30 protein-coding genes, 1 tRNA gene and 1 other RNA gene are annotated in these 24,434 nt (G+C 70.1%); 23 read left to right on the forward strand and 9 right to left on the reverse strand.

The features are described from left to right. Positions 1-63: 63 nt before the first annotated feature. The gene (gene smpB, locus P0L94_03355) at positions 64-540 is read left to right on the forward strand and encodes an SsrA-binding protein SmpB (GenBank protein ID WES65117.1); all 477 of its coding nucleotides are present in this window, start codon (positions 64-66) and stop codon (positions 538-540) included. Positions 541-602: 62 nt separating this feature from the next. On the opposite strand, the gene P0L94_03360 is transcribed toward smpB, so the two are convergent. Beyond that, positions 603-1,268, reverse strand: coding sequence for an SIMPL domain-containing protein (locus P0L94_03360; GenBank protein ID WES65118.1), 666 nt, complete (start codon positions 1,266-1,268; stop codon positions 603-605). Positions 1,269-1,398: 130 nt separating this feature from the next. On the opposite strand from P0L94_03360, the gene P0L94_03365 reads away from it, so the two are divergent. From P0L94_03365 to P0L94_03380, 4 genes are read left to right on the forward strand one after another with little or no spacing between them, the layout of a single operon-like run. After that, entirely contained in the window at positions 1,399-2,217 is an 819-nt protein-coding gene (locus P0L94_03365) for a DUF4397 domain-containing protein (protein WES65119.1), read from the forward strand. 5 nt (positions 2,218-2,222) lie between these two features. Next, on the forward strand, positions 2,223-2,870 hold the full coding sequence (locus tag P0L94_03370) for a sortase (GenBank protein ID WES65120.1): 648 nt from the start codon (positions 2,223-2,225) through the stop codon (positions 2,868-2,870). Positions 2,871-2,905: 35 nt separating this feature from the next. Beyond that, entirely contained in the window at positions 2,906-3,457 is a 552-nt protein-coding gene (locus P0L94_03375) for a sigma-70 family RNA polymerase sigma factor (GenBank protein ID WES65121.1), read from the forward strand. After that, positions 3,444-4,226 (forward strand): anti-sigma factor, encoded by a 783-nt coding sequence (locus P0L94_03380; GenBank protein WES65122.1) that lies wholly within the window; start codon positions 3,444-3,446, stop codon positions 4,224-4,226. Before P0L94_03375 ends, P0L94_03380 begins: the two co-directional genes overlap by 14 nt. A gap of 16 nt (positions 4,227-4,242) precedes the next feature. Here the strand turns inward: P0L94_03380 and P0L94_03385 are convergent, their stop codons facing one another. Beyond that, on the reverse strand, positions 4,243-4,884 hold the full coding sequence (locus tag P0L94_03385; protein ID WES65123.1) for a hypothetical protein: 642 nt from the start codon (positions 4,882-4,884) through the stop codon (positions 4,243-4,245). A 136-nt stretch (positions 4,885-5,020) separates the two neighbouring features. Here P0L94_03385 and ssrA point away from each other — a divergent pair. The 3 genes from ssrA to P0L94_03400 all read left to right on the forward strand — a co-directional run bounded on the left by ssrA (position 5,021) and on the right by P0L94_03400 (position 6,721). Further along, positions 5,021-5,390: a transfer-messenger RNA gene (gene ssrA / locus P0L94_03390) on the forward strand. Between the two features lie 133 nt (positions 5,391-5,523). Further along, positions 5,524-5,754: a phage baseplate assembly protein V gene (locus P0L94_03395; GenBank protein WES65124.1), complete on the forward strand. Its 231-nt coding sequence runs from the start codon at positions 5,524-5,526 to the stop codon at positions 5,752-5,754. Positions 5,755-5,863: 109 nt separating this feature from the next. After that, on the forward strand, positions 5,864-6,721 hold the full coding sequence (locus P0L94_03400) for an aldo/keto reductase (GenBank protein ID WES65125.1): 858 nt from the start codon (positions 5,864-5,866) through the stop codon (positions 6,719-6,721). Between the two features lie 4 nt (positions 6,722-6,725). Here the strand turns inward: P0L94_03400 and P0L94_03405 are convergent, their stop codons facing one another. Genes P0L94_03405 through P0L94_03415 form a run of 3 tightly spaced genes read right to left on the reverse strand, consistent with a single transcriptional unit; the run spans position 6,726 to position 9,077 of the window. Beyond that, entirely contained in the window at positions 6,726-8,054 is a 1,329-nt protein-coding gene (locus P0L94_03405; GenBank protein ID WES65126.1) for an NAD(P)/FAD-dependent oxidoreductase, read from the reverse strand. Positions 8,055-8,076: 22 nt separating this feature from the next. Next, entirely contained in the window at positions 8,077-8,616 is a 540-nt protein-coding gene (locus tag P0L94_03410) for a YaeQ family protein (protein ID WES65127.1), read from the reverse strand. 53 nt (positions 8,617-8,669) lie between these two features. Beyond that, positions 8,670-9,077, reverse strand: a complete 408-nt coding sequence (locus P0L94_03415; GenBank protein WES65128.1) for a hypothetical protein — start codon at positions 9,075-9,077, stop codon at positions 8,670-8,672. Between the two features lie 185 nt (positions 9,078-9,262). On the opposite strand from P0L94_03415, the gene P0L94_03420 reads away from it, so the two are divergent. Then, positions 9,263-9,616: a DUF2200 domain-containing protein gene (locus P0L94_03420; protein WES65129.1), complete on the forward strand. Its 354-nt coding sequence runs from the start codon at positions 9,263-9,265 to the stop codon at positions 9,614-9,616. A 4-nt stretch (positions 9,617-9,620) separates the two neighbouring features. Further along, positions 9,621-10,175, forward strand: coding sequence for an NUDIX domain-containing protein (locus P0L94_03425; protein ID WES65130.1), 555 nt, complete (start codon positions 9,621-9,623; stop codon positions 10,173-10,175). A gap of 14 nt (positions 10,176-10,189) precedes the next feature. Here the strand turns inward: P0L94_03425 and P0L94_03430 are convergent, their stop codons facing one another. Continuing rightward, positions 10,190-10,765, reverse strand: a complete 576-nt coding sequence (locus P0L94_03430) for a hypothetical protein (GenBank protein WES65131.1) — start codon at positions 10,763-10,765, stop codon at positions 10,190-10,192. Positions 10,766-10,801: 36 nt separating this feature from the next. After that, entirely contained in the window at positions 10,802-11,632 is an 831-nt protein-coding gene (locus P0L94_03435; GenBank protein WES65132.1) for an inositol monophosphatase family protein, read from the reverse strand. Between the two features lie 94 nt (positions 11,633-11,726). Between P0L94_03435 and P0L94_03440 the strand changes: the two genes are divergently transcribed. The 10 genes from P0L94_03440 to P0L94_03485 all read left to right on the forward strand — a co-directional run bounded on the left by P0L94_03440 (position 11,727) and on the right by P0L94_03485 (position 20,603). Further along, a tRNA-Lys gene (locus P0L94_03440) sits at positions 11,727-11,802 on the forward strand. Positions 11,803-12,002: 200 nt separating this feature from the next. After that, entirely contained in the window at positions 12,003-13,199 is a 1,197-nt protein-coding gene (locus P0L94_03445) for a substrate-binding domain-containing protein (GenBank protein ID WES65133.1), read from the forward strand. A 20-nt stretch (positions 13,200-13,219) separates the two neighbouring features. Next, positions 13,220-13,984 (forward strand): ABC transporter ATP-binding protein, encoded by a 765-nt coding sequence (locus tag P0L94_03450; GenBank protein WES65134.1) that lies wholly within the window; start codon positions 13,220-13,222, stop codon positions 13,982-13,984. Continuing rightward, positions 13,981-14,694, forward strand: coding sequence for an ABC transporter ATP-binding protein (locus P0L94_03455; protein WES65135.1), 714 nt, complete (start codon positions 13,981-13,983; stop codon positions 14,692-14,694). The genes P0L94_03450 and P0L94_03455 overlap by 4 nt, the downstream gene beginning before the upstream one ends. Beyond that, a complete protein-coding gene (locus P0L94_03460) occupies positions 14,691-15,566 on the forward strand; it encodes a branched-chain amino acid ABC transporter permease (GenBank protein WES65136.1) in 876 nt (291 codons plus the stop codon). Before P0L94_03455 ends, P0L94_03460 begins: the two co-directional genes overlap by 4 nt. Then, a complete protein-coding gene (locus P0L94_03465; protein WES65137.1) occupies positions 15,563-16,705 on the forward strand; it encodes a branched-chain amino acid ABC transporter permease in 1,143 nt (380 codons plus the stop codon). The genes P0L94_03460 and P0L94_03465 overlap by 4 nt, the downstream gene beginning before the upstream one ends. Then, on the forward strand, positions 16,702-18,267 hold the full coding sequence (locus P0L94_03470; GenBank protein WES65138.1) for an AMP-binding protein: 1,566 nt from the start codon (positions 16,702-16,704) through the stop codon (positions 18,265-18,267). Before P0L94_03465 ends, P0L94_03470 begins: the two co-directional genes overlap by 4 nt. Next, positions 18,251-18,931, forward strand: coding sequence for a TetR/AcrR family transcriptional regulator (locus P0L94_03475; protein ID WES65139.1), 681 nt, complete (start codon positions 18,251-18,253; stop codon positions 18,929-18,931). The genes P0L94_03470 and P0L94_03475 overlap by 17 nt, the downstream gene beginning before the upstream one ends. Beyond that, positions 18,931-19,683 carry a 3-hydroxybutyrate dehydrogenase gene (locus P0L94_03480; GenBank protein WES65140.1) on the forward strand — a complete coding sequence of 251 codons (753 nt, stop codon included), beginning with the start codon at positions 18,931-18,933 and terminating at the stop codon, positions 19,681-19,683. The genes P0L94_03475 and P0L94_03480 overlap by 1 nt, the downstream gene beginning before the upstream one ends. Then, positions 19,680-20,603 carry an alpha/beta hydrolase gene (locus tag P0L94_03485; protein ID WES65141.1) on the forward strand — a complete coding sequence of 308 codons (924 nt, stop codon included), beginning with the start codon at positions 19,680-19,682 and terminating at the stop codon, positions 20,601-20,603. The genes P0L94_03480 and P0L94_03485 overlap by 4 nt, the downstream gene beginning before the upstream one ends. A 30-nt stretch (positions 20,604-20,633) precedes the next feature. On the opposite strand, the gene P0L94_03490 is transcribed toward P0L94_03485, so the two are convergent. Then, positions 20,634-21,425, reverse strand: a complete 792-nt coding sequence (locus tag P0L94_03490; protein WES65142.1) for an IclR family transcriptional regulator — start codon at positions 21,423-21,425, stop codon at positions 20,634-20,636. A gap of 115 nt (positions 21,426-21,540) precedes the next feature. Here P0L94_03490 and P0L94_03495 point away from each other — a divergent pair, with 115 nt between their 5' ends. Genes P0L94_03495 through P0L94_03505 form a run of 3 tightly spaced genes read left to right on the forward strand, consistent with a single transcriptional unit; the run spans position 21,541 to position 24,165 of the window. Next, entirely contained in the window at positions 21,541-22,323 is a 783-nt protein-coding gene (locus tag P0L94_03495; GenBank protein ID WES65143.1) for a CoA transferase subunit A, read from the forward strand. Position 22,324: 1 nt separating this feature from the next. Beyond that, complete coding sequence (locus P0L94_03500) at positions 22,325-22,981, forward strand: 3-oxoacid CoA-transferase subunit B (GenBank protein WES65144.1); 657 nt, start codon at positions 22,325-22,327, stop codon at positions 22,979-22,981. Then, on the forward strand, positions 22,978-24,165 hold the full coding sequence (locus P0L94_03505; GenBank protein WES65145.1) for an acetyl-CoA C-acetyltransferase: 1,188 nt from the start codon (positions 22,978-22,980) through the stop codon (positions 24,163-24,165). The genes P0L94_03500 and P0L94_03505 overlap by 4 nt, the downstream gene beginning before the upstream one ends. Here the strand turns inward: P0L94_03505 and P0L94_03510 are convergent, their stop codons facing one another. Further along, on the reverse strand, positions 24,166-24,417 hold the full coding sequence (locus P0L94_03510; protein ID WES65146.1) for a hypothetical protein: 252 nt from the start codon (positions 24,415-24,417) through the stop codon (positions 24,166-24,168). It lies immediately after the preceding gene. Positions 24,418-24,434 lie beyond the last annotated feature (17 nt).

Below are 24,434 nucleotides of genomic sequence, written 5' to 3' on the forward strand. Positions count from 1 at the left end.
CCCGGCGTTGCTAGACTGACAGGCTGCCGTGCGCCCGCACGGCGAGAGTCCGAGGAGTTCGCCATGCCCAGGGAACGCGGTGAGACGGTCATCGCGACCAACCGTCGCGCGCGCCACGAGTACAGCATCGAGAAGACCTACGAAGCGGGTCTGGTGCTCACCGGCACCGAGGTGAAGTCGCTGCGTCAAGGCCGCGCGAACCTGTCGGACGGCTACGCGTACATCGACGGCGGCGAGGCGTTCCTCGACGCCGTGCACATCCCCGAGTACTCGCAGGGGCACTGGACGAACCACTCCGCCAAGCGCACGCGCAAGCTGCTCCTGCACAAGGACGAGATCATCAAGCTCAGCCACGCGATCTCGGCCGGTGGGTACACGCTCATCCCGCTGAAGCTCTACTTCTCGGACGGCCGCGCGAAGGTCGAGATCGGCGTGGCCAAGGGCAAGGCCGAGTACGACAAGCGACAGGCGCTGCGCGAGCGCCAGGACAAGCGCGAGGCCGAGCGCGCCATGCGCACGCGCAACCGGCTCGGGGAGTAGCAGCCGGCGGATGCCCGGCATCCGCCGGTTCCGATGCCGGCGCCCTGTCCGACCGCAGTGCGTCAGTGCGCCGTGAAACGCGCCTCGACGCCGGCCTCCACGACGATGTCCTCGGGCTCGAACGCGGTCACCGGGCCGCCTCCGGGCGCCGCGGCCAGGGCGACGGCGCGGGCCATGGCGGGCTGCGGGCCCTCGGGGGGATGATCGGCGAGGAGGCCCAGATCGGCGATCTCCACGGGAACGACGGATGCCAGGCCGAGCGCCGTGGCGTAGGCCGTGGCGCGGGCGACGGCGACGCCGACGGCCTCTGTGGCGACCTCCTGCTCGACGCGGGCGCGCGTGGCGGGCGTCAGCTGCCAGTCGATGCGGCTCAGCTCGACGCCGTCGCGATCGAGCACGTCGCCGACCCACCATGACATCGCGGCGAAGTCCGAGAACGTCGCGACGACGTCGACCGAGGCGTGGTGGACGGGTGCCTGCCGCTTGCCGTCGGGCCCCCACGGGCGGTCGGTCCACAGTGACACCCGCTGACTGGCCCATTCCACGACGGAACCGGCCTCCTTGCGGGCGCCGAGGTCCGCCCGGACCGGCTCGGCCAGCGCCGCGATCCGCTCGACGACCGCTCCGCGGTCGCGGCTCTCGGCCCGCACGCTGAGGTGCGCGCTGGCGCGCTCGGGTGCGATGCGCGTCTCGTGTCTACCGCGGACAGTGATCACGACGTCTGCCATGACTGCGACTCTACGCCGCGGCAGCGACGCGAAAAGAAAATTTCCATTCACGTGCATCCGAATCGAGAGTGCTCCCGGAACACACATATCGACGGGCGACAAACGGTCGCCCAGAACCGAGAGGACTCTCATGCGTAAGACCCTCATGGGCGCCGCCGCCGGAGCCGTGCTGGCTCTGGGCGCGATCGCCCCCGCCCACGCCATCTCCGACTCGAGCGCCGACCTGTCGGTGCTGCACGGCATCCCCGACACCACTGTCGACGTCTACGTCAACGGCGATCTGACCCTCGACGACTTCGCACCGAGCGATCTCGCCGGTCCGCTGGACCTGCCGGCTGGTGACTACGAGGTCGCGATCACCGCCTCCGACGCGGCTGACGCGAGCTCGCCGATCCTCGGCCCGATCACCCTGACGCTCGAGGCCGCCACGAGCTACACCGCCGTCGCCCACCTCGACGAGGGCGGCGCGCCGACCGTGACCGCGTTCGTCAACGACATCTCCGAGACCGCCGCCGGCGAGGGCCGCCTGACGGTCCGCCACACCGCCGCCGCGCCCGCCGTCGACGTGCTCGCCGGCGACACCGCCGTGATCGAGGGTCTCGCGAACCCCGACGAGGCGACGCTCGACCTCGCGGCCGGCACCGTCTCGGCCTCCGTGGCCGCCGCGGGAACGACCGACCCGGTCCTCGGCCCTGCAGACGTCGAGGTCCAGGAGGGCGTCCTCACGATCGTGTACGCGTGGGGCAGCCTCGAGGACGGCAACCTCGCGCTCGCGACGCAGACCATCGACGGACTGCACTCGGCTCCGCACGGCGTCAACTCCGGCACCGGCGGCCAGCTCGCCGAGCGCGACGCGCTGATGCAGGCGCTCCTCATGATCGGCGTCTTCGCGGTCGCCGCAGCGTCCGTGACCGGCGTGGTCGTGGCTCGCAGCCGGGCGGAGCGCTGACCCTCATGGCTACGGCGAGGACGATCATCCGGGCGCTTGCCGCCGGGCTGGTCGTCCTCGCCCTGTCCGCGTGCTCGGGCCCGCCGAGCGAGGACGCCGCCCGGACGGCCGCGCCCACCGTCGAGGCGGCCGTGTCGGCGCCGCGCCCCACGCCGGTCGTGGATGTGCCCGTCACCGCGGCGACCCCCGCGCCCGCGCGTGTGAGCGTGCCGCCGGTGCGCCTGACCATCGAGGCGATCGGCGTCGACATGCCGGTCGAGCCGGTGGGCGTGGAGCCGGGAGGATTCATGGAGCTGCCCGCAGACCCGGCCGTCGCCGGCTGGTACCGTTTCGGGTCCGATCCGCAGAGCGACGACGGCAACATCGTCGTCTCGGCACACGTGGACGCGCCGGACCGCCCCATCGGCCCGCTCAGCAGGCTTCGCGACCTGAGCGGCGGCGAGACCATCACGGTGGCGGACGCCGAGGGCGTCTCGCACACGTATCGCGTCGAGAGCGTCACGTACTACCCCAAGCAGGATCTTCCGGTCGACGGGCTGTTCGCTCGCGAAGGCAGCGACTCGCTGGTCGTGATCACGTGCGGGGGAGACTTCGACCGAACGACCGGCCGGTATGCCGACAATGTCGTCGCGGTCGCGACTCCGGTAGCGTGACGATGGCGACGACACTCGCGACGAGAGGAACCCGCGTGGAAGACCTGGATGAGCAGGAGCTCGTCGAGCGGTTCCGCCGCGGCGACGATCGCGCTCTCGAGGCCGTGTACCGTCGCTGGTCGGCGCTGGTGTTCACCCTCGCTCTCCGCTCGCTCGGAGACCGGGGCGATGCCGAGGACGTGACGCAGAAGACGTTCGTCTCGGCGTGGACATCGCGGGCCTCGTACGATCCGGCCAAGGCGAAGCTGGCGACGTGGCTCGTCAGCATCGCCCGGCGCCGGATCGCGGACATGCACGAGGCTCGCGCCAGGGTTCGCAAGCTGCAGGACGAACTCGTGCGGTTCTCGGATCCCGACGAGATGGTGCAGTCCGAAGTCGACCTCGCCGACCGGCTGCTGCTCGCGGACGAACTCGAACGACTCGAGCCCGACGCGCTGGACGTCGTGCGCTTGGCGTTCTACGACGACCTGACCCACCAGCAGATCGCGGAGCGGCTCGCGATGCCGCTGGGAACCGTGAAGAGCCACATCAGACGAAGTCTGTCGAGACTGCGCAGCCGATTGGAGGTGAGCCATGTCGCACATTGACCCCGACCGCATCGCCCTGGTCGCCCTCGGCGAGCCGATGAGCGTCGACGAGTCGACGCACGTCGAGCAGTGCGACGACTGCACCATCGACCTGTTCGAGCTGCGACGCACCGTGATCGTCGGTCGCTCCACGATCGACATGGACGACCTCGAGTCGCCGCCCGACCGCGTGTGGGACCGCATCGCCGCCGAGATCGCCGGACTTCCCGAGGCCACCGAGGAATCGGACGCTGAGGAAGCAGAGCCGCTGGACGCCGCGACGTCGCCGTCGGACGGCTCCGTGGCGGAACCCGCGACGGCGGCTCCCGCACCGGAACAGGCTCGGGGGCGTGGACGCGTGCTGACGCGGGCTCTGTTCGGCCTCGCCGCGGGCACCGCGGTGATCCTGGCGCTCGTCGGCGTGTGGTCGCTCGTCCGCCCGGCGCAGGTCGTCGAGGTCGCCGCCGCGACGCTCGCGGCGTTCCCCGATCACCCGGACGCCGAAGGCTCGGCGATCGTCATCGAGGAGAACGACGGCGAGCAGCTCGTGCGGGTCGAACTCGACACCGACGAGGCCGACGACGGGTTCCGCGAGGTGTGGCTCATCACCGCCGACGCGTCCGCGCTGGTCAGCCTCGGCGTCCTCGAAGGTCGCGAAGGCGAGTTCGTCGTGCCCGACGGCATCGACATCCACGAGTACGTGCTCGTGGACGTGTCGCAGGAGCCGCTGGACGGTGATCCCGCCCATTCGGGCGACTCGATCGTGCGGGGCGAGCTCGACTTCGCGTGAGACGTCCGGCGGGGCTTCAGAGCAGCTCGTCGGCCGGCCGGATCGCCGACAGGTCCGCTCGAGTGTGCGCCCACCGGACGTCCGTCGGCGTGAAGAGGTAGGTCTCGCCCCAGCCGTCGGCGTCGCCGCGCCCCGCCTCTGCGACCCGAGACAGGTACACGCCCTCCGTCGTGTCGGACCGTCGGTAGCCGTCCGCCTCCAGCTGCTGCATGGCGGCCACCGCGGACTCGGAGTGGATGCGGGCCCACGCATGATCCTGGACGTCATCGGTCGCCAGGTCGGGGTCCGCGCCGGCCCGGCAGACCAGCTGGAGGAGCGGCGCGCCCGCGGGGAAGTTGTCGAAGGGCCTCACGCCGATCGTCAGGACGCTCGAGTCCCACACCTGTCGGCCGCTCGCGGCGACCTCGGCGAGGTAGTCCTCCGTGAGCACGTCCTGGCACGTGGCGTCCACGAGGGGATGCGCGGTGGGCGAGGGTGTGGGGACGGGGCTCGGGGTCGGTGTGGGAGCAGGGCCGGGCACGGTCGCGGTCGGCGTCGCCGACGGCTCGGCGGACGCCTCGGGTGCGCCGGAGTCGGTCGTCAGGAGCAGCACCAGCACGATGACTCCGACGACGCCGACGGCTCCCGCGCTGACCATCCAGAGGCGCCAGGTCGACATGCGCTCGACACTATGCCGCGCGTCTTGGAATTCCCCAATCGTCCCATCCGTTGTAGTCTGGGATGCTCGGGTGCCTCGGCATCCGGCTTGACAACTCCACAGTGTGACAGCGGCCCACCGCCATTCGGAGGAGCACGGGGATGATCGGTTTCGACATCGTTTGCCGATCTGCGTGCAGCGGGCCGAGGATGCAGGGTTATCTCGTGAACGCTCCCTGCAAACCAATATCTGCCGAATCCAAGCAGAACGACTTCGCCCTCGCTGCGTAAGCGAGCCCGATAGTCCGTCAGACCGTGGGTGATCCCGACACGGCTCCTGGCGTCATCTAGGGATCTTGCTGCGCGGTGGCGCCTGGACGCCGCGCGGGACTCTTCCCAGGCTGGGCTCGTCGACTTAGGTGTCTGTGACAAAGGTCGGAGCCGAGCAGAACGCCTCTACAGACTGCGCCCGGAGAAACCGCAGAGACTCGACGATGGACGGGGGTTCGATTCCCCCCATCTCCACCAGCCGCTGTCACAGGAGTGAAGGCCCCGAGCCGTGGAGATCCACGGTCCCGGGGCCTTCGTCATGTCGGCAGGCGGCGACGATCCTCCGTGCCCGGGCTCGCGCCCCGGCACACCGCGTGGCGATACTGAGGGCATGCCAGTGCATCGCGCCACCGTCGCAGACTCCGTGGATCCTCTCGGCCTCGGCCGCCTGTCGGTCGACGTGCCGAGTGTCGGGATCACCTCGGTCTGGGCCCTCCCCGTCATCCCCTTCGGTGCGCGGCGCCATCGCCCGCCCGAGCCCGGCACCGCAGTGTGGGTCGATTTCGAGGAAGGCGACGTGTCGCGGCCGGTGGTGCTGGGCACGATCCCGACACCCGAGTGATCGACGGGGCGTGCGGCGGCGCGGCCGACCGTGCGCGAGCGCGAGCGGAGCCGCGTAGTGTGGCGAGGCGATCCACGATCGGGCGGTCGAGCCGCCGGGAGGGCTGTCGATGACACCGAACATCGTCCTGAACAACGGCGCCGAGATCCCGAGGATCGGACTCGGGGTCTTCCTGGTGACGGATGTCGCCGAGTGCGAGTCCAGCGTGGCGGCGGCGCTGGATGCCGGGTACCGGCTGATCGACACCGCCAACGCATACCGCAACGAGCGTGCGGTCGGGCGCGCCATCCGCGAATCCGGCGTCGACCGGGAGCAGATCTTCCTCACCACCAAGCTCTGGCCCGGCGACTACGGCGTCCGCGCGTCGCGCGACGCGATCCGTGGAGCGGTCGAACGCCTCGACAGCGGTCACATCGATCTTCTGCTGCTGCACCAGCCGGTCGGCGACGTGCTCGGGGCCTGGAAGGCCATGGAGGACGCGGTGGAGAGCGGCGCGGTGCGCTCGATCGGCGTGAGCAACTTCGAGATCGCCGACCTCGAGCGGCTGCTCGCGTCTGCGCGCATCCGGCCGGTCGTCGACCAGATCGAGCTGCATCCGTACTGGCAGGCGCCGGCGCTGCTTCCCTATCTCGCCGAGCACGAGATCGTTCCTCAGGCCTGGTACCCGCTGGGGCACGGGTCGAAGAAGCTTCTGAGCGAGCCGGCGATCCGCGCGGCGGCCGCTGCGCACGGCAGGTCGCCCGTCCAGGTCATCCTCCGCTGGCACCGGCAGCGGGGCTTCGTCGCGATCCCCAAGTCGACCAACCCCGCCCACATCGCCTCGAACATCGACATCGACGACTTCGCCCTCACCGATCTTCAGATGTCGGCCATCGACGCGCTCGGCCGGAACCGACCGATGGTCCGCATGCCGCGCTGGGTGATGTCGGCGGTGATGCCGCGCTTCCGCGTTCCGCAGCTGCCCTGAGGGCTCAGCGGCCGCGCCACGCCCTCTCGATCGCGATCGGGCCACCCAGGATGTTCTCCGCGGCTCGGTGACCGGAGTGCATCGCCGCCGGAACCGTCGCCGGATCGTCGGTCCAGGTCGCCTCACCGGCGATGTGGAGCACACCGCCCACCGGCGTCGCGAGGGCGTCGTGGTCTGCGGTCGCGCCGCCCACCGTCGTGTACGCGTACGATCCGCGTGCGAAGGGGTCGTCCTGCCATGCGGTCATGAGGACGCGGGTGGGCCGCGGCACGTCCTCCCCGAAGAGCCGGCGCAGCTGCGCCATCACGGAGTCCACGACGCGTTCCTCAGTCCATTCGCGCGTCCCGCGTGCGGCGGGCCCGGCGGCGAAGGTCAGCAGTGTCGGCGTGCCGTCGAGTGTGGTCAGGTCGTACCAGGAGTGCCACCAGCGGCTTTCGGGCCCCTGCTGCCGGACGGCGTAGACGCCGTCGTCCCAGAACTTCGTCGGGAAGGACAGGAACACCTTCTCGAAGGCGTTCATCTCCATGCGCGCAAGGGCACCCGACACGGGCTCGGGGAGGGTCGGCTCGATCACGAAGTCGTCGGACTTCAGGATGCCGACGGGAACCGTCACCACCACCGTGCCGGCCGAGAACACTCCGCGGTCGCTCGTGACCGTCGCCCCGCCCGAGGCCCACTGCACGCGCGAGACGACGTGTTCGAGCCGGACGTCGATCCCCTCGGCGAGGTGGGCGGGGAGCCGGTCGTATCCATCGGGGAACACGACCTCGTCGCCCTCGACGAGATCGTCGTCCAGGGCGTGCGCCGCGAGATCGTCGATCCACGCGCCGTACTGCTCCTCGGTCCGGTGCTCCAGGAACTCGCGCACGCGCTGCGTGCGGTCGGCATCCCATCCCCGGGCGGCCAGGGCCGCCTCGGTCACGTCGCGGTACGAGGCATCCGCTTCAGAGGCGGCGATCACCGGCACGAGGTCGGTGTCGAGAGCGTGGACGTCGGCCGCGAACGCGCGCGCGGCGGCATCCGACAGGCGCCGGCCGTCGGGCCCGTAGTAGGCGATCGGACGGCTGTCGGGCTGGTAGGCGCCGACGGTGAACTCGACGGTGGGCATGCCGAGCTCGTCGACGGCCGCCGCGACGGGGCAGCCGGTGACGCCGTGGATCCAGGAGGCCCCGCGGTCGGTGACGTGCCCGCCGGTGCGATCGGTCCACACGCGTCCTCCGACGCGGTCGCGTGCTTCGAGCACGACCACGCGGCTGCCGGCGGCGCTCAGGAGCCGTGCGGCGGTCAGCCCGGCCACGCCGGCGCCGATGATGATGGTGTCGAACCGTTCCATGCTCTGGCCTCTCGCGTCCGGCTCAGCCGACGCGCTGCTCGTGGATCTCGGACTCGAGCGACGTGCCGTTCAGCTCGATGTAGATCCGGCGCTCCGTGATCGAGAGGGTGAGGGAGCTGCGCCGTTCGATGTGCGCGGCCGCGTCGGCGATGAAGCCGCGGTCGAAGCTGTACAGTGGGATGTCCGCCGCCCGGTGGATCCGCTTGCCCTCCCACGGCAGGACGACCTTCGCGGGGTCGCGGTGGGTGTAGATCGCAACCCGCTCGGACTGCATGCTGCCCGAGTGCAGCTTCTCGGCGTCCGGCGCCCCGACCTCGATCCACGCCATGAGCTTTCCGGTCAGATCGCGGACCCGCACGGCCGGCTCGTCCGTCGCGGAGATGCCGTCGCTGAACTCGATGCCGTCCTCGTACTCGAGGCAGTAGGCGAGGACGCGCGTGAGCATGAACGCGTCGGTCTCGGACGGATGCCTCGCGACGCGCAGCGAGAGATCCTCGTACACACCGCGGTCCACGTCGGCCAATTGGATCGCGAAGGTGTGCATCGTTGCGCCGGCGGCCATAGCTTCCGAGCCTACGCGGGATTCGGGCGCACTCCCGCCAGGGATGCCGGCGGTCAGCTCTCGCAGAGCCGCGGGACGGGCCGCGAGCCGAACCGGTAGTCGTAGGAGACGCCGTTCACCTCGACGATCACCCGCATCCCCTCTTCGAGCGCCTGGGTGTAGGCCATCCCCGGTTCGGGGCAGCCGAGCGATCCGTCGCCCCATGTCACGGCCTCGGACGAGACGATCACAAGAGTTCCCTCGATGCCGCGCGCGGCCAGATCCGCCTCCAGCGCGTCCCGATAGGCGGCGGGCAGCGCCACCGGGTATCCGGTGGGCACCGCGCCTGCGGACGCGGCCGGCTGCGGACGACCGGTCGAGCCGGGGGTCGCGGAAGGATCGGGCATCGTCGCTCCCTGTGCACACGCGCTCAGCCCGAGCGCGAGGACGAGCGCTCCGAGGGCCGCCTGAATCCGTCTCATCGTCCTCCTCGCGGTGCCATGCTAGTCGCGCGAGCTGCACGGCGCCGGTGCGTCGAAGACCGCGGGCAGCGCGGCGAGGTCCCGCATGACGCCAGATCCGCGGAGCATCCGACCATGCGATCTCGTCCGACCCGTCTCGTACGCTGAAAGGGTCGATTCCGCACAGCAGGAGGGAACGGAGCACCGTGGCCGAGCATCGCATCTTCGGAATGAGCTTCGCGAGCATCTATCCGCTCTACGTCAACAAGGTCGAGCGCAAGGCGCACACCCGGGACGAGGTCGACCAGGTGATCACGTGGCTCACGGGCTACGACGACGAGGGATTGCGCGAGGCGATCGACAGCGAGGTGGATCTTCGGACCTTCTTCGCGCAGGCTCCGGGCATGAATCCGAACGCGGAGCAGATCACCGGCGTGATCTGCGGCATGCGCGTGGAAGAGATCGACGATCCGCTCATGCAGAAGATCCGCTACATGGACAAGCTCGTCGACGAAGTCGCCCGCGGCAAGAAGATGACCTCGATCCTTCGCGGCGGGTGACGCGATGTCCGCGGAGTCGGGGGAGTTCTGGGATCTCACGGACGCCGAGGGCAATCGCCTGGGAATGACCCACGCGCGCTCCGATCCGAACCTGCCCGCAGGCGCCTTCCACGTCGTCGCGGCGACGTGGGCCGTGCGCCCCGACGGCGCGGTCCTGGTCGCACAGCGAGCGGCGAACAAGACGTACCCCCTGCAGTGGGAGTTCCCCGCCGGTAGCGCGCTCGCGGGGGAGTCGAGCCGCGTGGCCGCCGCTCGGGAACTCGGGGAGGAGGCCGGCATCAGGATTCATCCCGGCCGTCTCGTGCCGGTGGGCCGTTCGCGCGAGCGCATCGAACTCGTCGACATCTACGTCGTCCACCTCGACGCGCCCGTCGAGCCCGTCCCTCAGCCCGAGGAGGTGGCTTTCGCCGAGTGGGTCAGCCTCGACGAGGTCGATCGACGCCGCCGTGAGAAGCTCTTCGCGCGGCCGTGGATCCACCGACTCGATCTGTTCTGGACCGATCTGGTCCACGCCGTCGCGGCCGCGCCCGCCGGGAAGGCGGCGCGGCCGGGCGCGTGAGCGCGAAGGTCCGATCAGTCGATGAGGACCAGACCCTGCTTGGTGTCGGCCATCTTCACCCATCCGTCGCCGAACAGGTAGGTCATGCCGTACCCCTCGTCGTCCGTGACGATGGCCGTCTGCGGGTTCTCGGTGATGTACACGCCCTCGGCGGCGTCCTCGCGGAGCCAGCCCTGCGTGACCAGGCTGTCCTGGGCGACCGTGGCGGTGCCCGGGTCGATGGGCGACCAGCCGAACATCTGCAGGTGGTCGCCCGCCTGCGCCTCGTAGTCCGCCCACACGCACCGCAGGCCGTCGGCGAGCTCGACGTCGCCGGCGTAGAACGGCTGCTCCTGGTAGGACCAGCCGATGCTGGCGAAGTCCTCGACGGTGGACGCGGGGATCATCGTCTCGCACGTGACGTCTTCGGTCTCACCGGCGGGTGCGGGCTCGGGCGAGGCTTCGGGCTCGTCGGCGACGGCGATCGGCGTCTCGGACGCCTCGACCGTCGGCTCGGCTTGGGGGTCGTCGGCGGCGGTGCAGGCGGTCACGGCGAGCATGGTGCCGATGACGAGGACGGCAGCGCCGTAGCGGCGGAGGGGGAAGGACATCGATGGGCTCCGGGAGGGGGGTCGGGAGAGCAGCGGTCAGTCTGGTGAGTGGACGAGGTCGAGGATGGTCTGGTGCAGCACGCGGTTGGTGGCGAACGACGAGCGGGCGGCCAGGGTGTCATCGCCGTCGAACGACGTGAAGCGACCGCCGGCCTCGTGCACGACCGGCACGAGCGCGGCGATGTCATACTCCTTGACGCCGAACTCCGCGACGAACTCCAGGCGGCCTTCGGCCAGCAGCATGTAGGGCCACGCGTCGCCGTACCCGCGGTCTCGCCACACCGACCGCGACAGTCGGACGAGGGCGTCGAGGTGACCGGCGTCGTCCCACTGCTCGATGCTCTGGAAGCTCACGCTCGCGTCGGCGAGGGTGTCGACGTCCGAGACGTGGATGCGGCGCACATCCCCGCCCGCCGAGCGGGTCCAGGCGCCGAGGCCGGTCGCCGCCCACCAGCGTCGCGTGATGGACGGCTGGCTCACGACGCCGACGCGGGGGACGCCGTCGATCACGAGGGCGATCAGCGTCGCCCACATGGGAATGCCCTTGACGTAGTTGGCGGTGCCGTCGATCGGATCGATGATCCACTGCCTGCTCGAGTCGCCCGAGATGCCGAACTCTTCTCCGAACACGCCGTCTGCGGGACGCTCGGCGGCCAGCAGCGCACGGATCGCGCGCTCGGTGGCGAGGTCGGCCTCGCTGACATGGGTCGCGTCGGCCTTCAGGCTGACGTCGAGGTCGCTTGCGTCGAACCGGGCCATGGAAGCCGCATCCGCCGCGTCGGCCAGGCGCAGCGCCAGTTCGAGATCGCCGGAGAGATCGCCGTCGAACGGCGCGTCGAAGTCTGCGGAGGAAGGCGCTGGGGGCACAAGCTCAAGGATACCTGGGTGAGGGTCGTCTCGATTTCACATGCGGACGGCGGACTGGTAATGTAATTCCTCGGTTCGCCGCGAGGCGGACGACGCGCCTCTAGCTCAATCGGCAGAGCAACTGACTCTTAATCAGTGGGTTCAGGGTTCAAGTCCCTGGGGGCGCACCACACCGAAAGACCCCCGCCGGATCGCTCGATCCAGCGGGGGTCTTTCGTCGTCGGCAGCGGGGACGAAAGGTCGCGAATCGGTAACGACAGACACGCCGAGCGGGGTCTCGGCTTGACCGGTCGGCGCGTTTCTGTCTACATTTGCCACAACCTGAATCGGATTTCAGGTTGAACCCCTTCCAATGGTGAAAGGCACGCACATGCGGGTTACGAAGAAGTTCCTCCTGGGCTCCGCGGTTGCCGCGACAGCGCTCGTCCTTGCGGCGTGCGCGCCGTCGGCCGACCCGGGCTCCGAAACCACTGACGACGCCATGGCCGAGGTCACGGTCGGCATCGTCACGAGCGAGTCGGGTGCACTGGCCAGCTACGGCGAGCAGTACCTCGACGGCTTCAAGGCCGGTCTCGACTACGCCACCGACGGTACGGGCGAGATCAACGGCACGACGATCAACGTCGAGTATCGCGACGACGGCGGCGACGCGGACAAGGCCGTCACGGCCGTCAAGGAGCTCATCGGCTCCGGCGTCAACATCATCGGCGGCACGGTGTCGTCGGGCGTCGCGCTCGCGGTCGCCGAGCAGGCCGACCAGAACCAGGTGCTCTACATCTCGGGTCCGGCGGCAGCCGACGCGATCACGGGCATCAACGAGTACACCTTCCGCTCGGGACGCCAGAGCGCTCAGGACGTCGCCACGGCCGGTACGTTCCTCGACGACATCGAGGGCAAGAAGATCACGGTCTTCGCGCAGGACACCGCGTTCGGCCAGGGCAACCTCGCCGCGGTCCAGGCGATCCTCGGAGCCAAGGGCGCCGAGGTCGACTCGATCCTCGTCGCCGAGGACATCACCGAGTTCACGCCGTTCGCGCAGCAGGTGCTCGATGCCTCGCCCGACCTCGTGTTCGTGGCGTGGGCCGGTGCGACCTCGACGGCGATGTGGCAGGCGATGACCCAGCAGGGCGTCTTCGAGGAGATCCCGGTCGTCACCGGTCTCGGCGACTCCGCGACCTTCGGCGCGTACGGCGAGGCCTCGGAGCAGATCTCGTTCCTGAACCACTACTTCCCGGGCGCCCCGAGCAACGACGTGAACGACGCCATGGTCGAGTTCATCGAGGCCGAGGGCGGCACCCCCGACCTCTTCAGCCCCGACGGCTTCAACGCCGCGCTCATGATCGTCCACGCGATCGAAGAGGGCCAGGGCGACGTCGACGCGATGATCGCCTCGCTCGAGGGCTGGGAGTTCGAGGGCCCGAAGGGCACCATGACGATCCGCGCCGGTGACCACGCGCTGATCCAGGACATGTACCAGGTCAGCCTCGTCGCGGACGGCGACGGCTACGCCGCCGAGCTGATCGCGACGGTCCCGGCCGACGAGGTCGCCCCGGCCGAGGCCGAGTAAGCAAGGCAGGCACCACAGCAATGAGCACCTCAGTCCCGTCCGCACTCCGCGTCGAAGGCCTCGGCCTCCAGATCGGCGGTGCGACCATCCTGAAGGATGTCGACCTCGACGTCCCCGCGGGTTCGCTCGTGGGCGTCATCGGCCCCAACGGCGCAGGCAAGACCACGCTCTTCAACGTGGTCTCGGGCCTGATGACCCCCACGGCCGGCCGCATCCTGATGAACGGCCATGACGTCACCTCGCAGTCCGTCGCGGCGCGGTCGCGGGCGGGACTGGGGCGCACATTCCAGACCTCGAGTCTGTTCCCCCGCCTGACCGTCCTCGAGAACGTGCGGCTGGCCGCACAGGTCTCGCTGGGCGGCTCAGGCTCCCTCTTCCGATTCCCGCGACGGTCGGACGCCGCGTCGCAGCGCGCCCTCGACACGCTCGAGACCGTCGGGCTCGCGCACAAGGCTGATGCCTACTCGGGAGACATCTCGCACGGCGACAAGCGCAAGCTCGAGATCGCCGTGCTGCTGGTGACCGACTCGTCGCTCGTGCTCCTCGACGAGCCGATGGCCGGCGTCGGCTCCGGCGACGTCCCCGGCCTCGTCGAGAACATCCGCGACATGCAGCGTGAGAAGAACTGCACCGTGCTCATGGTCGAACACCACATCGACGTGCTCATGGGCCTCGTCGACAAGGTCGCGGTGATGTACTTCGGCAGCATCATCGCCTTCGACACGCCGGAGAAGATCATGGAGGATCCGATCGTGCAGAGCGCCTACCTGGGGTCGGCGGCATGAGCGCCGGCAGCATCCTGGAGGTCACCGACCTCAAGTGCTCGATCGCCGGACAGCAGGTCGTCGAGAAGGTCACCTTCTCGGTCCCGGCCACCGGCATCACCGCGGTCCTCGGCCGCAACGGCGTCGGGAAGACCTCGACGCTGCGCGGCATCCTCGGCCTCATCCACCGGCGCGGCGAAGTGCGGCTCGCCGGCGAGCGCATCGACGGCCTCCCCACCCACAAGATCGTCCAGCGCGGCGTCGGCTACGTGCCCGAGGACCGCGAGGTGTTCGCCAAGCTCAGCGTCGCCGAGAACCTCGCGCTCGCCGAGCGGCAGCGCAACCCGCGCCGCGAGTTCGTCGCCGAGCTGTTCCCCGACCTGGTCGGCCGCAAGGACCAGCCCGCCGGCACGCTCTCGGGCGGACAGCAGCAGATGGTCTCTGTGGCGCGAGCGCTCATGAACGACAACAAGCTGCTGCTCGTCGACGAGCCCACGAAGGGCCTCGCGCCGAAGATCGTCACGGAGGTCGCCGACGCCCTCGCCGAAGCGGCCAAGACCGTCCCCATCCTCCTCGTCGAGCAGAACCTCGAGGTCGTGCGGCGCCTCGCCACCGACGCGATCGTCATCAGCGGCGGCCGCGTTGTGCACACCGCGCCCGCCCTCGAGATCCTCGACGACCCCGAGCTCACCCAGCGGCTGCTGGGCGTCCACGCGGAGAGCCACGCATGAGCACCCTCGTCCTCACCCTCGTCACCGGCGTCGGCCTCGGCGCCCTCTACTTCCTCGTCGCGAGCGGCCTGAGCCTGATCTACGGCCTCATGCACGTGCTGAACTTCGCCCACGGCGCGTTCCTCACCCTGAGCGCATTCATGGGCTGGTTCGTGGCCCAGGCCCTCGGCACCGCATCGTGGGGCTCGTTCCTGCTGTCGATCCTCGTCGGCGCGGTCGTCGGAGCGGTGTTCGCGACTCTCACCGAACTCGTTCTGATCCGGCCGCTGTACGAACGGCATATCGAACAGGTGCTCGTCACGGTCGGGCTCTCACTTGCGGCCGTGGCCCTGTTCGAAGGGCTGTGGGGCTCGGACGCCATCAACATCGCGGGACCCCCGTGGCTCACGCAGACGACCTCGATCCTCGGCGCCCGCATCCCGAACAAGTACTGGATCCTGATCCTCGCGGCGGTCATCGTGCTGGCAGCGCTGGTGATCTTCCTGCAGAAGACCCGCTACGGCATGATCATCCGCGCCGGCGTCGAGAACCGCTCGATGGTGACCGCCCTCGGCATCGACGTGCGCAAGTCCTTCACCCTCGTGTTCGCGATCGGCGGCGCGGCCGCCGGCATCGGCGGGGTCCTGGCGATGCACTACACGAGCTACGTCTCGGCCCATATGGGGGCGACGCTGCTGATCTTCGCGTTCATCGTCACCGTCGTCGGCGGGCTCGGTTCGCTCACCGGCGCGGCGATCGCGTCGGTGCTGGTCGCAGTGCTCCAGCAGGTGGCGAACACGTATCTGGGCGGGACCGGTGACTTCATCGTCGTGATCCTGCTGGCGGTCGTGCTGCTGGCACGCCCGACCGGACTTCTCGGGAGGAAGGCATGACCACCACCAGCTCCATCGTGATCCCTCGCACCGCCGAGGGATGGCGCCGGTACATCCCCGTCGCGGTCGGCATCGTCCTCGTGACGTTCATGGCGGTGCTCCCGCTGCTGAACCTCTCGCTCCCCGGCATCCTGCCGACCCCGACGTACCAGCCCGGCGCGCTGGCCCTGCTGTCGCTGTGCATGGTGTTCGCAGCCCTCGCGCTGTCGTACAACCTGCTCCTGGGGTCGGCCGGCATGCTGTCCTTCGGACACGCCCTGTACTTCGGTGCCGGAGCATATGGCCTCGGCATCGCCCTCGAGCACTTCGGAGTGCCGCTGTGGCCGGGAGTGTTCATCGCTCTGCTGGGCGGCATGGTCATCGCCCTGGCCACCGGTGCCGTCTCGATGCGGGTCTCGGGCATCCCGTTCGCCATGGTCACGCTCGCGTTCGCCCAGGCAGGATCCGTGCTGGTCCGCCGCAACTCCGACGTCACGGGCGGTGAAGAGGGCCTGAGCCTGAACACCGACGGCGTGCCCGACATGCTGGTCGGCGTCATCAACACGCGCAATCTCTACTGGCTGACCCTCGCGGTGCTCGTGATCGTCTACCTCGTCGCCGTGTGGGTCGACACCTCGCGCCTCGGCCACCTCGTGCGGGCCACACGCGAGAACGAGCAGCGCGTGCGCGTGCTCGGGCTGCGCCCCTACGGCGTGCGACTGGTCGTCTTCGTGATCGCGGCGCTGATGGCGAGCCTCGCGGGCGTGGCGTACATGCTGCTGCAGTCCGGGACCGTTCCCCGCTCGGTGTCGGCGGACCTGACGATCACGATCCTCGTGATGGTCGTCCTCGGTGGCGTGGGCTTCCGTTGGGGTGCCATCGTGGGAGGCGTGCTGTACACGCTGCTCGACCAGCGCCTGACCGTGCTGGCGGGATCCGAGGCGATCGAGTCGCTGCCCGAGATCCTGCGCATCCCGCTGTCGGAGCCCCTCTTCCTGCTGGGGACGCTGTTCATCCTCGTCGTCATGTTCCTCCCCGGCGGCATCGCCGGCACGGTCGACAAGCTCGCGCGGCGTCGCCGCGGCGAGCGCACCCGGTCGACCCTGCACACGCTCGACGACGCCGAAGAGGAGTTCATGCGGGAGGAGGCCCGCGTATGACGTGGGTGGACGGCCTGGACGACGGTGCGCACACGATCGGCCGCTGGCTGATCGACCGCGCCGCCGCCTCGCCCCGGCACGTGGCGATCGACGACCGGGGCGTGTCGATGGACTACGCCACGCTCGCCGGCCGCGCCACCGGGCTGGCCGATCGCCTGCGCGCCGCCGGATACGGTCCCGGAGACCGGTTCGCGACGCTGTCGGGCAACTCCAGCGACCACGTCGTCGTGTTCTTCGCATGCGCCCTGGCGGGTGTCGCCTTCGTGCCGCTGTCATGGCGCCTCACGCCCCGCGAGCTCGCCGACGTGATCGGGCGCACCGACCCCGCGCTGCTGCTGGTCGAGGAAGAGTACCGTTCGCTTGCGGATGCGTCGCTGCGGGCGATGTCCGAGCCGCCGCTCATGGTGGCGCTCGGAACAACCGGTGTCGAGGCATCCGTGCCCGACGCGGCCGAGCGGGCGATCCTTCGGCCCGTGCGAGACGACGATCCGCTGCTGATCATCTTCACCTCCGGCAGCGAAGCGGCGCCCAAGGGCGTCGTCCTCACCCACGCCAACTGCTTCTGGACCAATCTGGCTCTCGCTCAGGCGCTGCCGCTCACGCAGGACGACGTCGTCCTGGCCATGCTGCCGCAGTTCCACGTCGCCGCCTGGAACTGCCAGCCGCTGCTGGCATGGTGGGTCGGGGCGACCGTCGTGCTCGAGCGCTCCTTCCAGCCGGAGCGCGCCCTGCGCCTGATCGCCGACCGCGGCGTGACCTCGATGATGGGGGTCCCGACGCAGTACACGCTGCTCGGCCGCGACGCGAGCTGGGAGAGCGCCGACGTGTCGTCGCTGCGCACGGCGCTCGTCGGCGGATCGACGATGTCGGAAGCCGTTCGGCAGGAATGGGCGGACAGGGGTGTCGCGCTGACCCAGGGCTACGGACTCACCGAGGCCGCGCCCAACGTGCTGCACCTGCCCGCGGGCGAGGCCGCCGATCACCCGGGGGCGGTCGGGCGACCCTACGCCCATGTGTCGACCGTGCTGGCGGACCCCGAGACCGGACTCGTGCTCGACGGCGAGGCGACCGGTGAGCTGTGGGTGCGCGGCCCCAGTGTCTTCGCCGAGTATCTCGGCGATCCCGACGCGACAGCCGCCGCCTTCGCCGACGGCTGGCTGCGCACGGGTGACCTCGTCCACCGCGACGCGACGGGCACATACCGCATCGTCGACCGGCTCAAGGACATCTTCATCTCGGGCGGCGAGAACGTCGCACCCGCCGAGGTCGAGCACGCACTGCGCCTGCATCCGCTCATCGACCAGGCCGCCGTCGTCGGCGTCCCCGACCCGGTGTGGGGTGAGCGAGGCGTCGCCTTCGTGGTGCCGGCATCCTCGGCCGTGCTCTCGTCGGACGAGGTGATCGCCCATGCGCGGCGGAACCTCGCCGCGTTCAAGGTTCCGGTGCGCGTGGAGTTCGTCACCGACCTGCCGCGTTCATCGATCGAGAAGATCGCGAGATCCCGGCTGCGCGACGCCGCGCGCCGACTGATGGAGGGGGCCCCGCATGAGCCGTCCCGATGACATCGCCGAAGACGCCGAAGCGCTGATCTCGCCGGCGACCGGCCGCCCGCTCACCAAACGCGGCGAGGCCACGCGGCGGCGTCTGCTCGAGGCCGCCGAGATCGTCTTCGCCGAGCAGGGCTACCACGAGGCCTCGATCGTCAAGATCACCGAGCGCGCCGGGATCGGCCTGGGAACCTTCTACCTCTACTTCGACTCCAAGCAGTCGATCTTCGAGGCCCTCGTGATCGACCTCAACAGACGCGTGCGCCATTCGATGTCCGAGGCGATGGACGGCGCGACGTCGCGCGTCGAGGCCGAACGCGCGGGATTCGCCGGCTTCTTCCGCTTCACCGCCGAGCACCCTGCGCTGTACCGCGTGGTGCGCGAGGCCGAGTTCGTCTCGCCCGAGGTGCTGCGCCTGCACTACACGCGCATCGTCGAGGGATACGAAGCCGGACTGCGCGACGCCCAGGAGGTCGGCGACGTCGATCCGGGGCTCGACCCGACGACGACCGCGTGGGCTCTCATGGGCATGGGCGAGCTCATCGGGATGCGCTTCCTGCTGTGGGAGCGCGACGCGCAGGGCCGCCCGCCCGCCGAACTCGATCCGGCCGTCTTCGACGCCGTCTCCCGCTTCATCGACAACGCACTCGCTCCGCGAGCACCACAGGAGGATCAGTGATGACCGAACAGGATCTCGCCGGCAAGCGGGCACTCGTCACCGGAGGCGCGAGCGGCATCGGCCTCGCGTGCGCCGAGGAGTTCGCCGCCCGCGGCGCCCACGTGATCATCGCGGACTTCAACGAGGAAGCCGCCACGGCAGTCGCCGCCCAGGTCGGCGGCGAGGCGTGGGTGGCGGACCTGTCCGACACGGCGTCGCTGGACAGCCTCGAGCTCGACGTCGACATCCTGGTCAACAACGCCGGCATCCAGCGCGTGAGCCCGATCGAGGAGTTCGACCCCGAGGCCTTCCGCCTCATTCTGCGACTGATGCTCGAATCGCCCTTCCTGCTCATCCGCGCGGCCCTGCCGACGATGTACGAGCGCGGCTGGGGTCGCGTGATCAACATCTCGAGTGCCCACGGGCTGCGGGCCTCGGCATACAAGTCCGCCTACGTGTCGGCGAAGCACGGGCTCGAGGGGCTGTCGAAGGTCACGGCGCTCGAGGGCGGCGCGCACGGTGTCACGAGCAACTGCATCAACCCGGCGTACGTGCGCACTCCGCTCGTCGAGAAGCAGATCGCGGATCAGGCCAAGGTGCACGGCATCCCCGAGAGCGAGGTCGTCGAGAAGATCATGCTCACCGAGACCGCCGTCAAGCGCCTCGTCGAGGCCGACGAGGTCGCCTCGCTCGCCGGCTGGCTGGTGTCGGACAAGGCCGGCATGGTGACCGGTGCGTCCTACACGATGGACGGCGGGTGGACGGCGCGATGACGGCCCACGAGTATCGCGAGATCGAGGTTCCGGTCGACGGCGGGCTTCTGCGCGCCGGCGTCTGGGAGCCGGTGTCGCCCGCGCAGGGCACGCCGACCGTGCTCCTGGTCCATGGCATCACCTCGTCCCACCTGGCCTGGAGCCACGTGGTCCGCAGCCTTCCCGGAGTCCGGGTGATCGCACCCGACCTGCGCGGTCGCGGCCGCAGCAACGCCGTCGAGGGTGCAGCGGGCATGGCGGCGCACGCGGATGACCTCGCGGCGCTTCTGGACGCGACCGGCATCGACCGGACCGTCGTCGTCGGACACTCGATGGGCGGGTTCGTCTCGCTGGTGTTCGCGCATCGGCATCCCGAGCGCGTCTCGCGGGTCCTGCTGGTCGACGGCGGTCTGCCGTTGGACGTGCCCGAGGGTCTGGACACCGACACGATGGTGGCCGGCATCCTCGGCCCCACCGCCAAGCGGCTGTCGATGCGATTCGCCGACCTGGGGGAGTACCTCGACTTCTGGCGCGTCCACCCCGCCTTCGGCGACGCCTGGTCGGAGGACCTCGAGCGCTACTTCGCGTACGACCTCGTCGACGACGGCGAAGGGGCGTACCGCCCGGCCACGAGCTATCAGACGACCGCGGACGACACCGTGGACATGAACACCGGCTCTGCGCTGCCCGACGCCCTCGCCGGCATCGCTCACCCGGTCCGCCTCATCACCGTGCCGCGTGGTCTTCAGAACGAGCCCCCCGGTCTGTACGCCCCGGAGCATCTGGAGCGGATGCTGGCAGCGTTCCCGTCCATCCGTCACGAGCGCGTGGACGAGGGCCTGAACCACTACACGATCGTGATCTCGGAGGCGGGAGCCGCCGTGGTCGCTCCGGCCATCCTCGACGAGATCGCGCACGCCGCCGCCGTCGCGACCGCCTGACCCGAACGCGGGAGCGGTGCGGCCGCGGCGTCAGCGCGCCGAGGCCACGCGCGTGGTCAGCTGGTGCGCGTGCGCGAGGAGCGTCCGCCCGAGCTCGGCCACGCGCTCGGGCGGGAAGCGGAACTCGGCGCCGGTGAGGCTCAGCGCCCACTGCGGGTGGCCCTCGCGGGTGAAGACGGCGGCACCCATGCCCCAGCTGCCCTCGACGATGAGGCCGGGGTTCACGGCGAAGCCGCGCGACTGCGTCTCGCGCAGGCGCGCGCGGAGCCGCGTCTCGCTGTGCGCCGTGCCGTACGCGTCGCTGAGCTCGGGGTGCCGCGCGAAGTAGCTGTCCACATCGTGAGGCGGTAGGAACGCGAGGATGGCCAGGCCCGCCGAGGCGACACCGAGCGGGAACCGCACGCCCTCCGAGAGCACGAAGGAACGGATCGGAAAGCTGCCCTCCTCGCGCACCAGGCACACCGTCTCGTCGCCCCGCCGCACCGAGAGGAACGCGCTCTCTTCGGTGCGCACGGCGAGCGAGCGCACGATGTCGCGCGCCACGCCCGTGATGTCGTAGCGGGATGCGGCGACGCTTCCCATGAGGTACAGCTCGGGCCCCGGCATCCACCGGCCGCTCGCCTCGTCCTGGTCGACGAGGCCCTCGTTGCGCAGGGCCGAGAGCAGGCGGTGCGCGGTCGGCCGTGTCAGGTCCGCCTGGCGGGCGAGTTCGGCCACGCTGCTGCCGGCGTCTCCGGCAGCGGTCACCAGCCGCAGCAGGCGCGCGGCCCGCGCCACCGACTGGGCGCCGGGAACCGAGCGTGTCGCATCCGTGGTGTCCACGATATGGACACTAGCGATCAGATCCTCCACATGGCAAACGCCGGGATGCGGTGCGTGGGGGAGAAGGTGAGGATGGGACCTGAATCACCGCGCGCGTTTGAGCAAAGGAGCACACGTGATCGACAAGACCTGGGCCTCGGCGGCGGACGCCGTCGCGGACATCCCCGACGGAGCCTCGCTCGCCGTCGGCGGGTTCGGACTGTCCGGCAATCCCATCGCCCTCATCGAGGCGCTGCTCGCGCAGGGCACGAGCGACCTCAGCATCGTCAGCAACAACTGCGGTGTGGACGACTGGGGACTGGGCGTGCTGCTGAACGCCAAGCGGATCCGCAAGATGACCTCGTCCTATGTCGGCGAGAACAAGGAGTTCGAGCGCCAGTTCCTCTCGGGCGAGCTCGAACTCGAACTGACCCCCCAGGGCACGCTCGCCGAGAAGCTCCGTGCGGGCGGCTCGGGCATCGCGGCGTTCTACACCCAGACCGGTGTCGGGACACAGGTGGCAGAGGGCGGCCTTCCGCGCCGCTACAGCCCCGACGGCGGCATCGCCGTCGCATCTCCGGTCAAGGACGTCCGCACGTTCGGCGTGAGCGGGCGCGACCGCGACTACGTGCTCGAAGAGGCGATCGTGACCGACTTCGCCCTCGTGCACGCCCTGCGCGGCGACCGTCACGGCAACCTCGTGTTCAACAAGGCGGCCCGCAACTTCAACCCTCTCGCGGCGATGGCCGGCCGCGTGTGCATCGCCCAGGTCGAGGAACTCGTCGAGCCGGGAGAGCTCGACCCCGACACCATCCACCTGCCCGGCATCTACGTCCACCGCGTCGTCGAGGTCGGCACCGGCATCGAGAAGCGCATCGAGCGCCGCACGGTCTCGGCCGCGCGCCCGGAAGGAGCCTGACATGGCACTCACCCGCAACGAGATGGCAGCGCGCGCGGCGGCCGAGCTCGCCGACGGAGCGTATGTGAACCTCGGCATCGGCCTGCCCACGCTCGTACCGAACCACGTGCCCCCGGGCGTCACGGTCGTGCTGCAGTCCGAGAACGGCATCCTCGGCGTCGGCCCGTACCCCACCGAGGAGAACGTCGACCCCGACCTCATCAACGCCGGCAAGGAGACGGTGACCGTTCTCCCGGGCGCCGCCTACTTCGATTCGGCCACGAGCTTCGGCATGATCCGCGGCGGCAAGATCGACGCGGCCATCCTCGGCGCCATGCAGGTGTCGGCGACGGGAGACCTCGCGAACTGGATGATCCCCGGGAAGATGGTCAAGGGACCCGGCGGCGCGATGGACCTCGTCCACGGCGCCGGAAAGGTCATCGTGCTGATGGAGCACGTCGCCAAGGACGGCTCGGCCAAGATCGTGGACACATGCTCGCTGCCGCTGACCGGCCGCGGCGTCGTCGACCGCATCATCACCGATCTCGCGGTCATCGACGTCACGACGGACGGCCTCGTGCTCGTCGAGGTCGCCCCGGGCGTCTCGGTGGACGACGTCATCGCCGCGACCGAGCCCGAGCTGACCGTCTCGGACGCACTCAAGGTGGAGGCATCATGAACATCACCGACGACATCGTCATCGTCGCCGCGGCCCGCACGCCCCAGGGGCGGCTGAAGGGCCAACTGGCGTCACTCACCTCGGTGCAGCTCGGCAGCGCCGCCATCCGCGGTGCGCTCGAGAAGGGCGGCATCCCGGCCGACGCGGTCGACGCGGTGCTCGTCGGGCAGGTCCTCCCGGCAGGTGCCGGCCAGAACCCGGCGAGGCAGGCTGCGATCGGTGCGGGCATCGGCTGGAACGTCCACGCCGGCTCGGTCAACAAGGTGTGCCTGTCCGGGCTCACCGCCGTCATCGACGCCGCGCGCATGCTCGCGGTGGGCGACGCGACGGTGGTCGTCGCTGCGGGCATGGAGTCGATGACCCGCGCCCCACACCTGCTCATGGGATCGCGCGAGGGCTGGTCCTACGGAACGGTCGAGGTCCTCGACCACATGGCGTACGACGGGCTCACGGATGCGTATGACTGCGAGAGCATGGGCGCGTCGACCGAGCGCCACAACGAGCGGCTCGAGGTCACGCGCGCCGATCAGGACGCCGTCGCCGCCCGGTCGCACCAGCGCGCCGCCGCGGCCACCGAGGCCGGCGTGTTCGAGGCCGAGATCGTGCCGGTGGAGATCCCGCAGCGCAAGGGCGATCCGCTCCTCGTGACGCGGGACGAGGGGATCCGCCCGTCGACCACGGTCGAGACGCTCGCGGGGCTGCGCCCGGCGTTCGCCGGGAACGGCTCGATCACGGCGGGCAATTCGTCGCAGATCTCGGACGGCGCCTCAGCCGTCGTTCTCACGACGCGATCGCACGCCGACGAGAACGGCTGGGACGTCCTCGCGGTCGTCGGAGCCTCCGGCCAGGTGGCCGGCCCGGACAACTCGCTGCACGCCCAGCCCGCGCGCGCCATCGAGAAGGCCTGCGCCAAGCAGGGGATCGCGCCGGCGGATCTCGACCACGTCGAGATCAACGAGGCGTTCGGAGCGGTCGTGGCTCGCTCGCAGCGGGAGCTCGGCCTGTCGGACGACGTGGTCAACCCGCACGGCGGCGGCATCGCGATCGGACACCCGATCGGCGCGTCGGGCAACCGTCTCGTCGTCCACGCCGTTCACGAACTCGTGCGGCGCGGCGGCGGCACGGCCGCGGTCTCGCTGTGCGGCGGCGGCGGCCAGGGCGACGCGCTCATCCTCACACGCTGATCAGCGCTTCTGCGCCTGGCGGAAGATCTTCGCCTCGTGCCCGTGGATGGGTGAGTCCGCGGGCACGAGCTCGCCCCGGCGCGCCCGCCGGACGTCGACGACGGCGCCGACGACGAGCGCCACGGTGATGCCCCAGCTGATCCACGCCAGCGCCGAGCGCCAGGTGAACTCCTCCTCACGCAGACCGTGCAGCAAGGTCCTGCCGCTGGTGATGGCGCTGAACAGGCCTGTCGAGAAGAGGTAGTTGCGCATGACCCAACGCTACCGAA

This window comes from Microbacter sp. GSS18 (assembly GCA_029319145.1).
GTDB lineage: Bacteria > Actinomycetota > Actinomycetes > Actinomycetales > Microbacteriaceae > Microbacterium.

What these genes read in the sequence shown, in the direction of transcription:
- smpB (WES65117.1), top strand. Translation starts at nt 64, where the DNA reads ATGCCCAGGGAACGCGGTGAGACGGTCATCGCGACCAACCGTCGCGCG.
- P0L94_03360 (WES65118.1), bottom strand. Translation starts at nt 1,268, where the DNA reads ATGGCAGACGTCGTGATCACTGTCCGCGGTAGACACGAGACGCGCATC.
- P0L94_03365 (WES65119.1), top strand. Translation starts at nt 1,399, where the DNA reads ATGCGTAAGACCCTCATGGGCGCCGCCGCCGGAGCCGTGCTGGCTCTG.
- P0L94_03370 (WES65120.1), top strand. Translation starts at nt 2,223, where the DNA reads ATGGCTACGGCGAGGACGATCATCCGGGCGCTTGCCGCCGGGCTGGTC.
- P0L94_03380 (WES65122.1), top strand. Translation starts at nt 3,444, where the DNA reads ATGTCGCACATTGACCCCGACCGCATCGCCCTGGTCGCCCTCGGCGAG.
- P0L94_03385 (WES65123.1), bottom strand. Translation starts at nt 4,884, where the DNA reads ATGTCGACCTGGCGCCTCTGGATGGTCAGCGCGGGAGCCGTCGGCGTC.
- P0L94_03395 (WES65124.1), top strand. Translation starts at nt 5,524, where the DNA reads ATGCCAGTGCATCGCGCCACCGTCGCAGACTCCGTGGATCCTCTCGGC.
- P0L94_03400 (WES65125.1), top strand. Translation starts at nt 5,864, where the DNA reads ATGACACCGAACATCGTCCTGAACAACGGCGCCGAGATCCCGAGGATC.
- P0L94_03405 (WES65126.1), bottom strand. Translation starts at nt 8,054, where the DNA reads ATGGAACGGTTCGACACCATCATCATCGGCGCCGGCGTGGCCGGGCTG.
- P0L94_03410 (WES65127.1), bottom strand. Translation starts at nt 8,616, where the DNA reads ATGGCCGCCGGCGCAACGATGCACACCTTCGCGATCCAATTGGCCGAC.
- P0L94_03415 (WES65128.1), bottom strand. Translation starts at nt 9,077, where the DNA reads ATGAGACGGATTCAGGCGGCCCTCGGAGCGCTCGTCCTCGCGCTCGGG.
- P0L94_03425 (WES65130.1), top strand. Translation starts at nt 9,621, where the DNA reads ATGTCCGCGGAGTCGGGGGAGTTCTGGGATCTCACGGACGCCGAGGGC.
- P0L94_03430 (WES65131.1), bottom strand. Translation starts at nt 10,765, where the DNA reads ATGTCCTTCCCCCTCCGCCGCTACGGCGCTGCCGTCCTCGTCATCGGC.
- P0L94_03445 (WES65133.1), top strand. Translation starts at nt 12,003, where the DNA reads ATGCGGGTTACGAAGAAGTTCCTCCTGGGCTCCGCGGTTGCCGCGACA.
- P0L94_03450 (WES65134.1), top strand. Translation starts at nt 13,220, where the DNA reads ATGAGCACCTCAGTCCCGTCCGCACTCCGCGTCGAAGGCCTCGGCCTC.
- P0L94_03455 (WES65135.1), top strand. Translation starts at nt 13,981, where the DNA reads ATGAGCGCCGGCAGCATCCTGGAGGTCACCGACCTCAAGTGCTCGATC.
- P0L94_03460 (WES65136.1), top strand. Translation starts at nt 14,691, where the DNA reads ATGAGCACCCTCGTCCTCACCCTCGTCACCGGCGTCGGCCTCGGCGCC.
- P0L94_03465 (WES65137.1), top strand. Translation starts at nt 15,563, where the DNA reads ATGACCACCACCAGCTCCATCGTGATCCCTCGCACCGCCGAGGGATGG.
- P0L94_03470 (WES65138.1), top strand. Translation starts at nt 16,702, where the DNA reads ATGACGTGGGTGGACGGCCTGGACGACGGTGCGCACACGATCGGCCGC.
- P0L94_03475 (WES65139.1), top strand. Translation starts at nt 18,251, where the DNA reads ATGAGCCGTCCCGATGACATCGCCGAAGACGCCGAAGCGCTGATCTCG.
- P0L94_03480 (WES65140.1), top strand. Translation starts at nt 18,931, where the DNA reads ATGACCGAACAGGATCTCGCCGGCAAGCGGGCACTCGTCACCGGAGGC.
- P0L94_03485 (WES65141.1), top strand. Translation starts at nt 19,680, where the DNA reads ATGACGGCCCACGAGTATCGCGAGATCGAGGTTCCGGTCGACGGCGGG.
- P0L94_03500 (WES65144.1), top strand. Translation starts at nt 22,325, where the DNA reads ATGGCACTCACCCGCAACGAGATGGCAGCGCGCGCGGCGGCCGAGCTC.
- P0L94_03505 (WES65145.1), top strand. Translation starts at nt 22,978, where the DNA reads ATGAACATCACCGACGACATCGTCATCGTCGCCGCGGCCCGCACGCCC.
- P0L94_03510 (WES65146.1), bottom strand. Translation starts at nt 24,417, where the DNA reads ATGCGCAACTACCTCTTCTCGACAGGCCTGTTCAGCGCCATCACCAGC.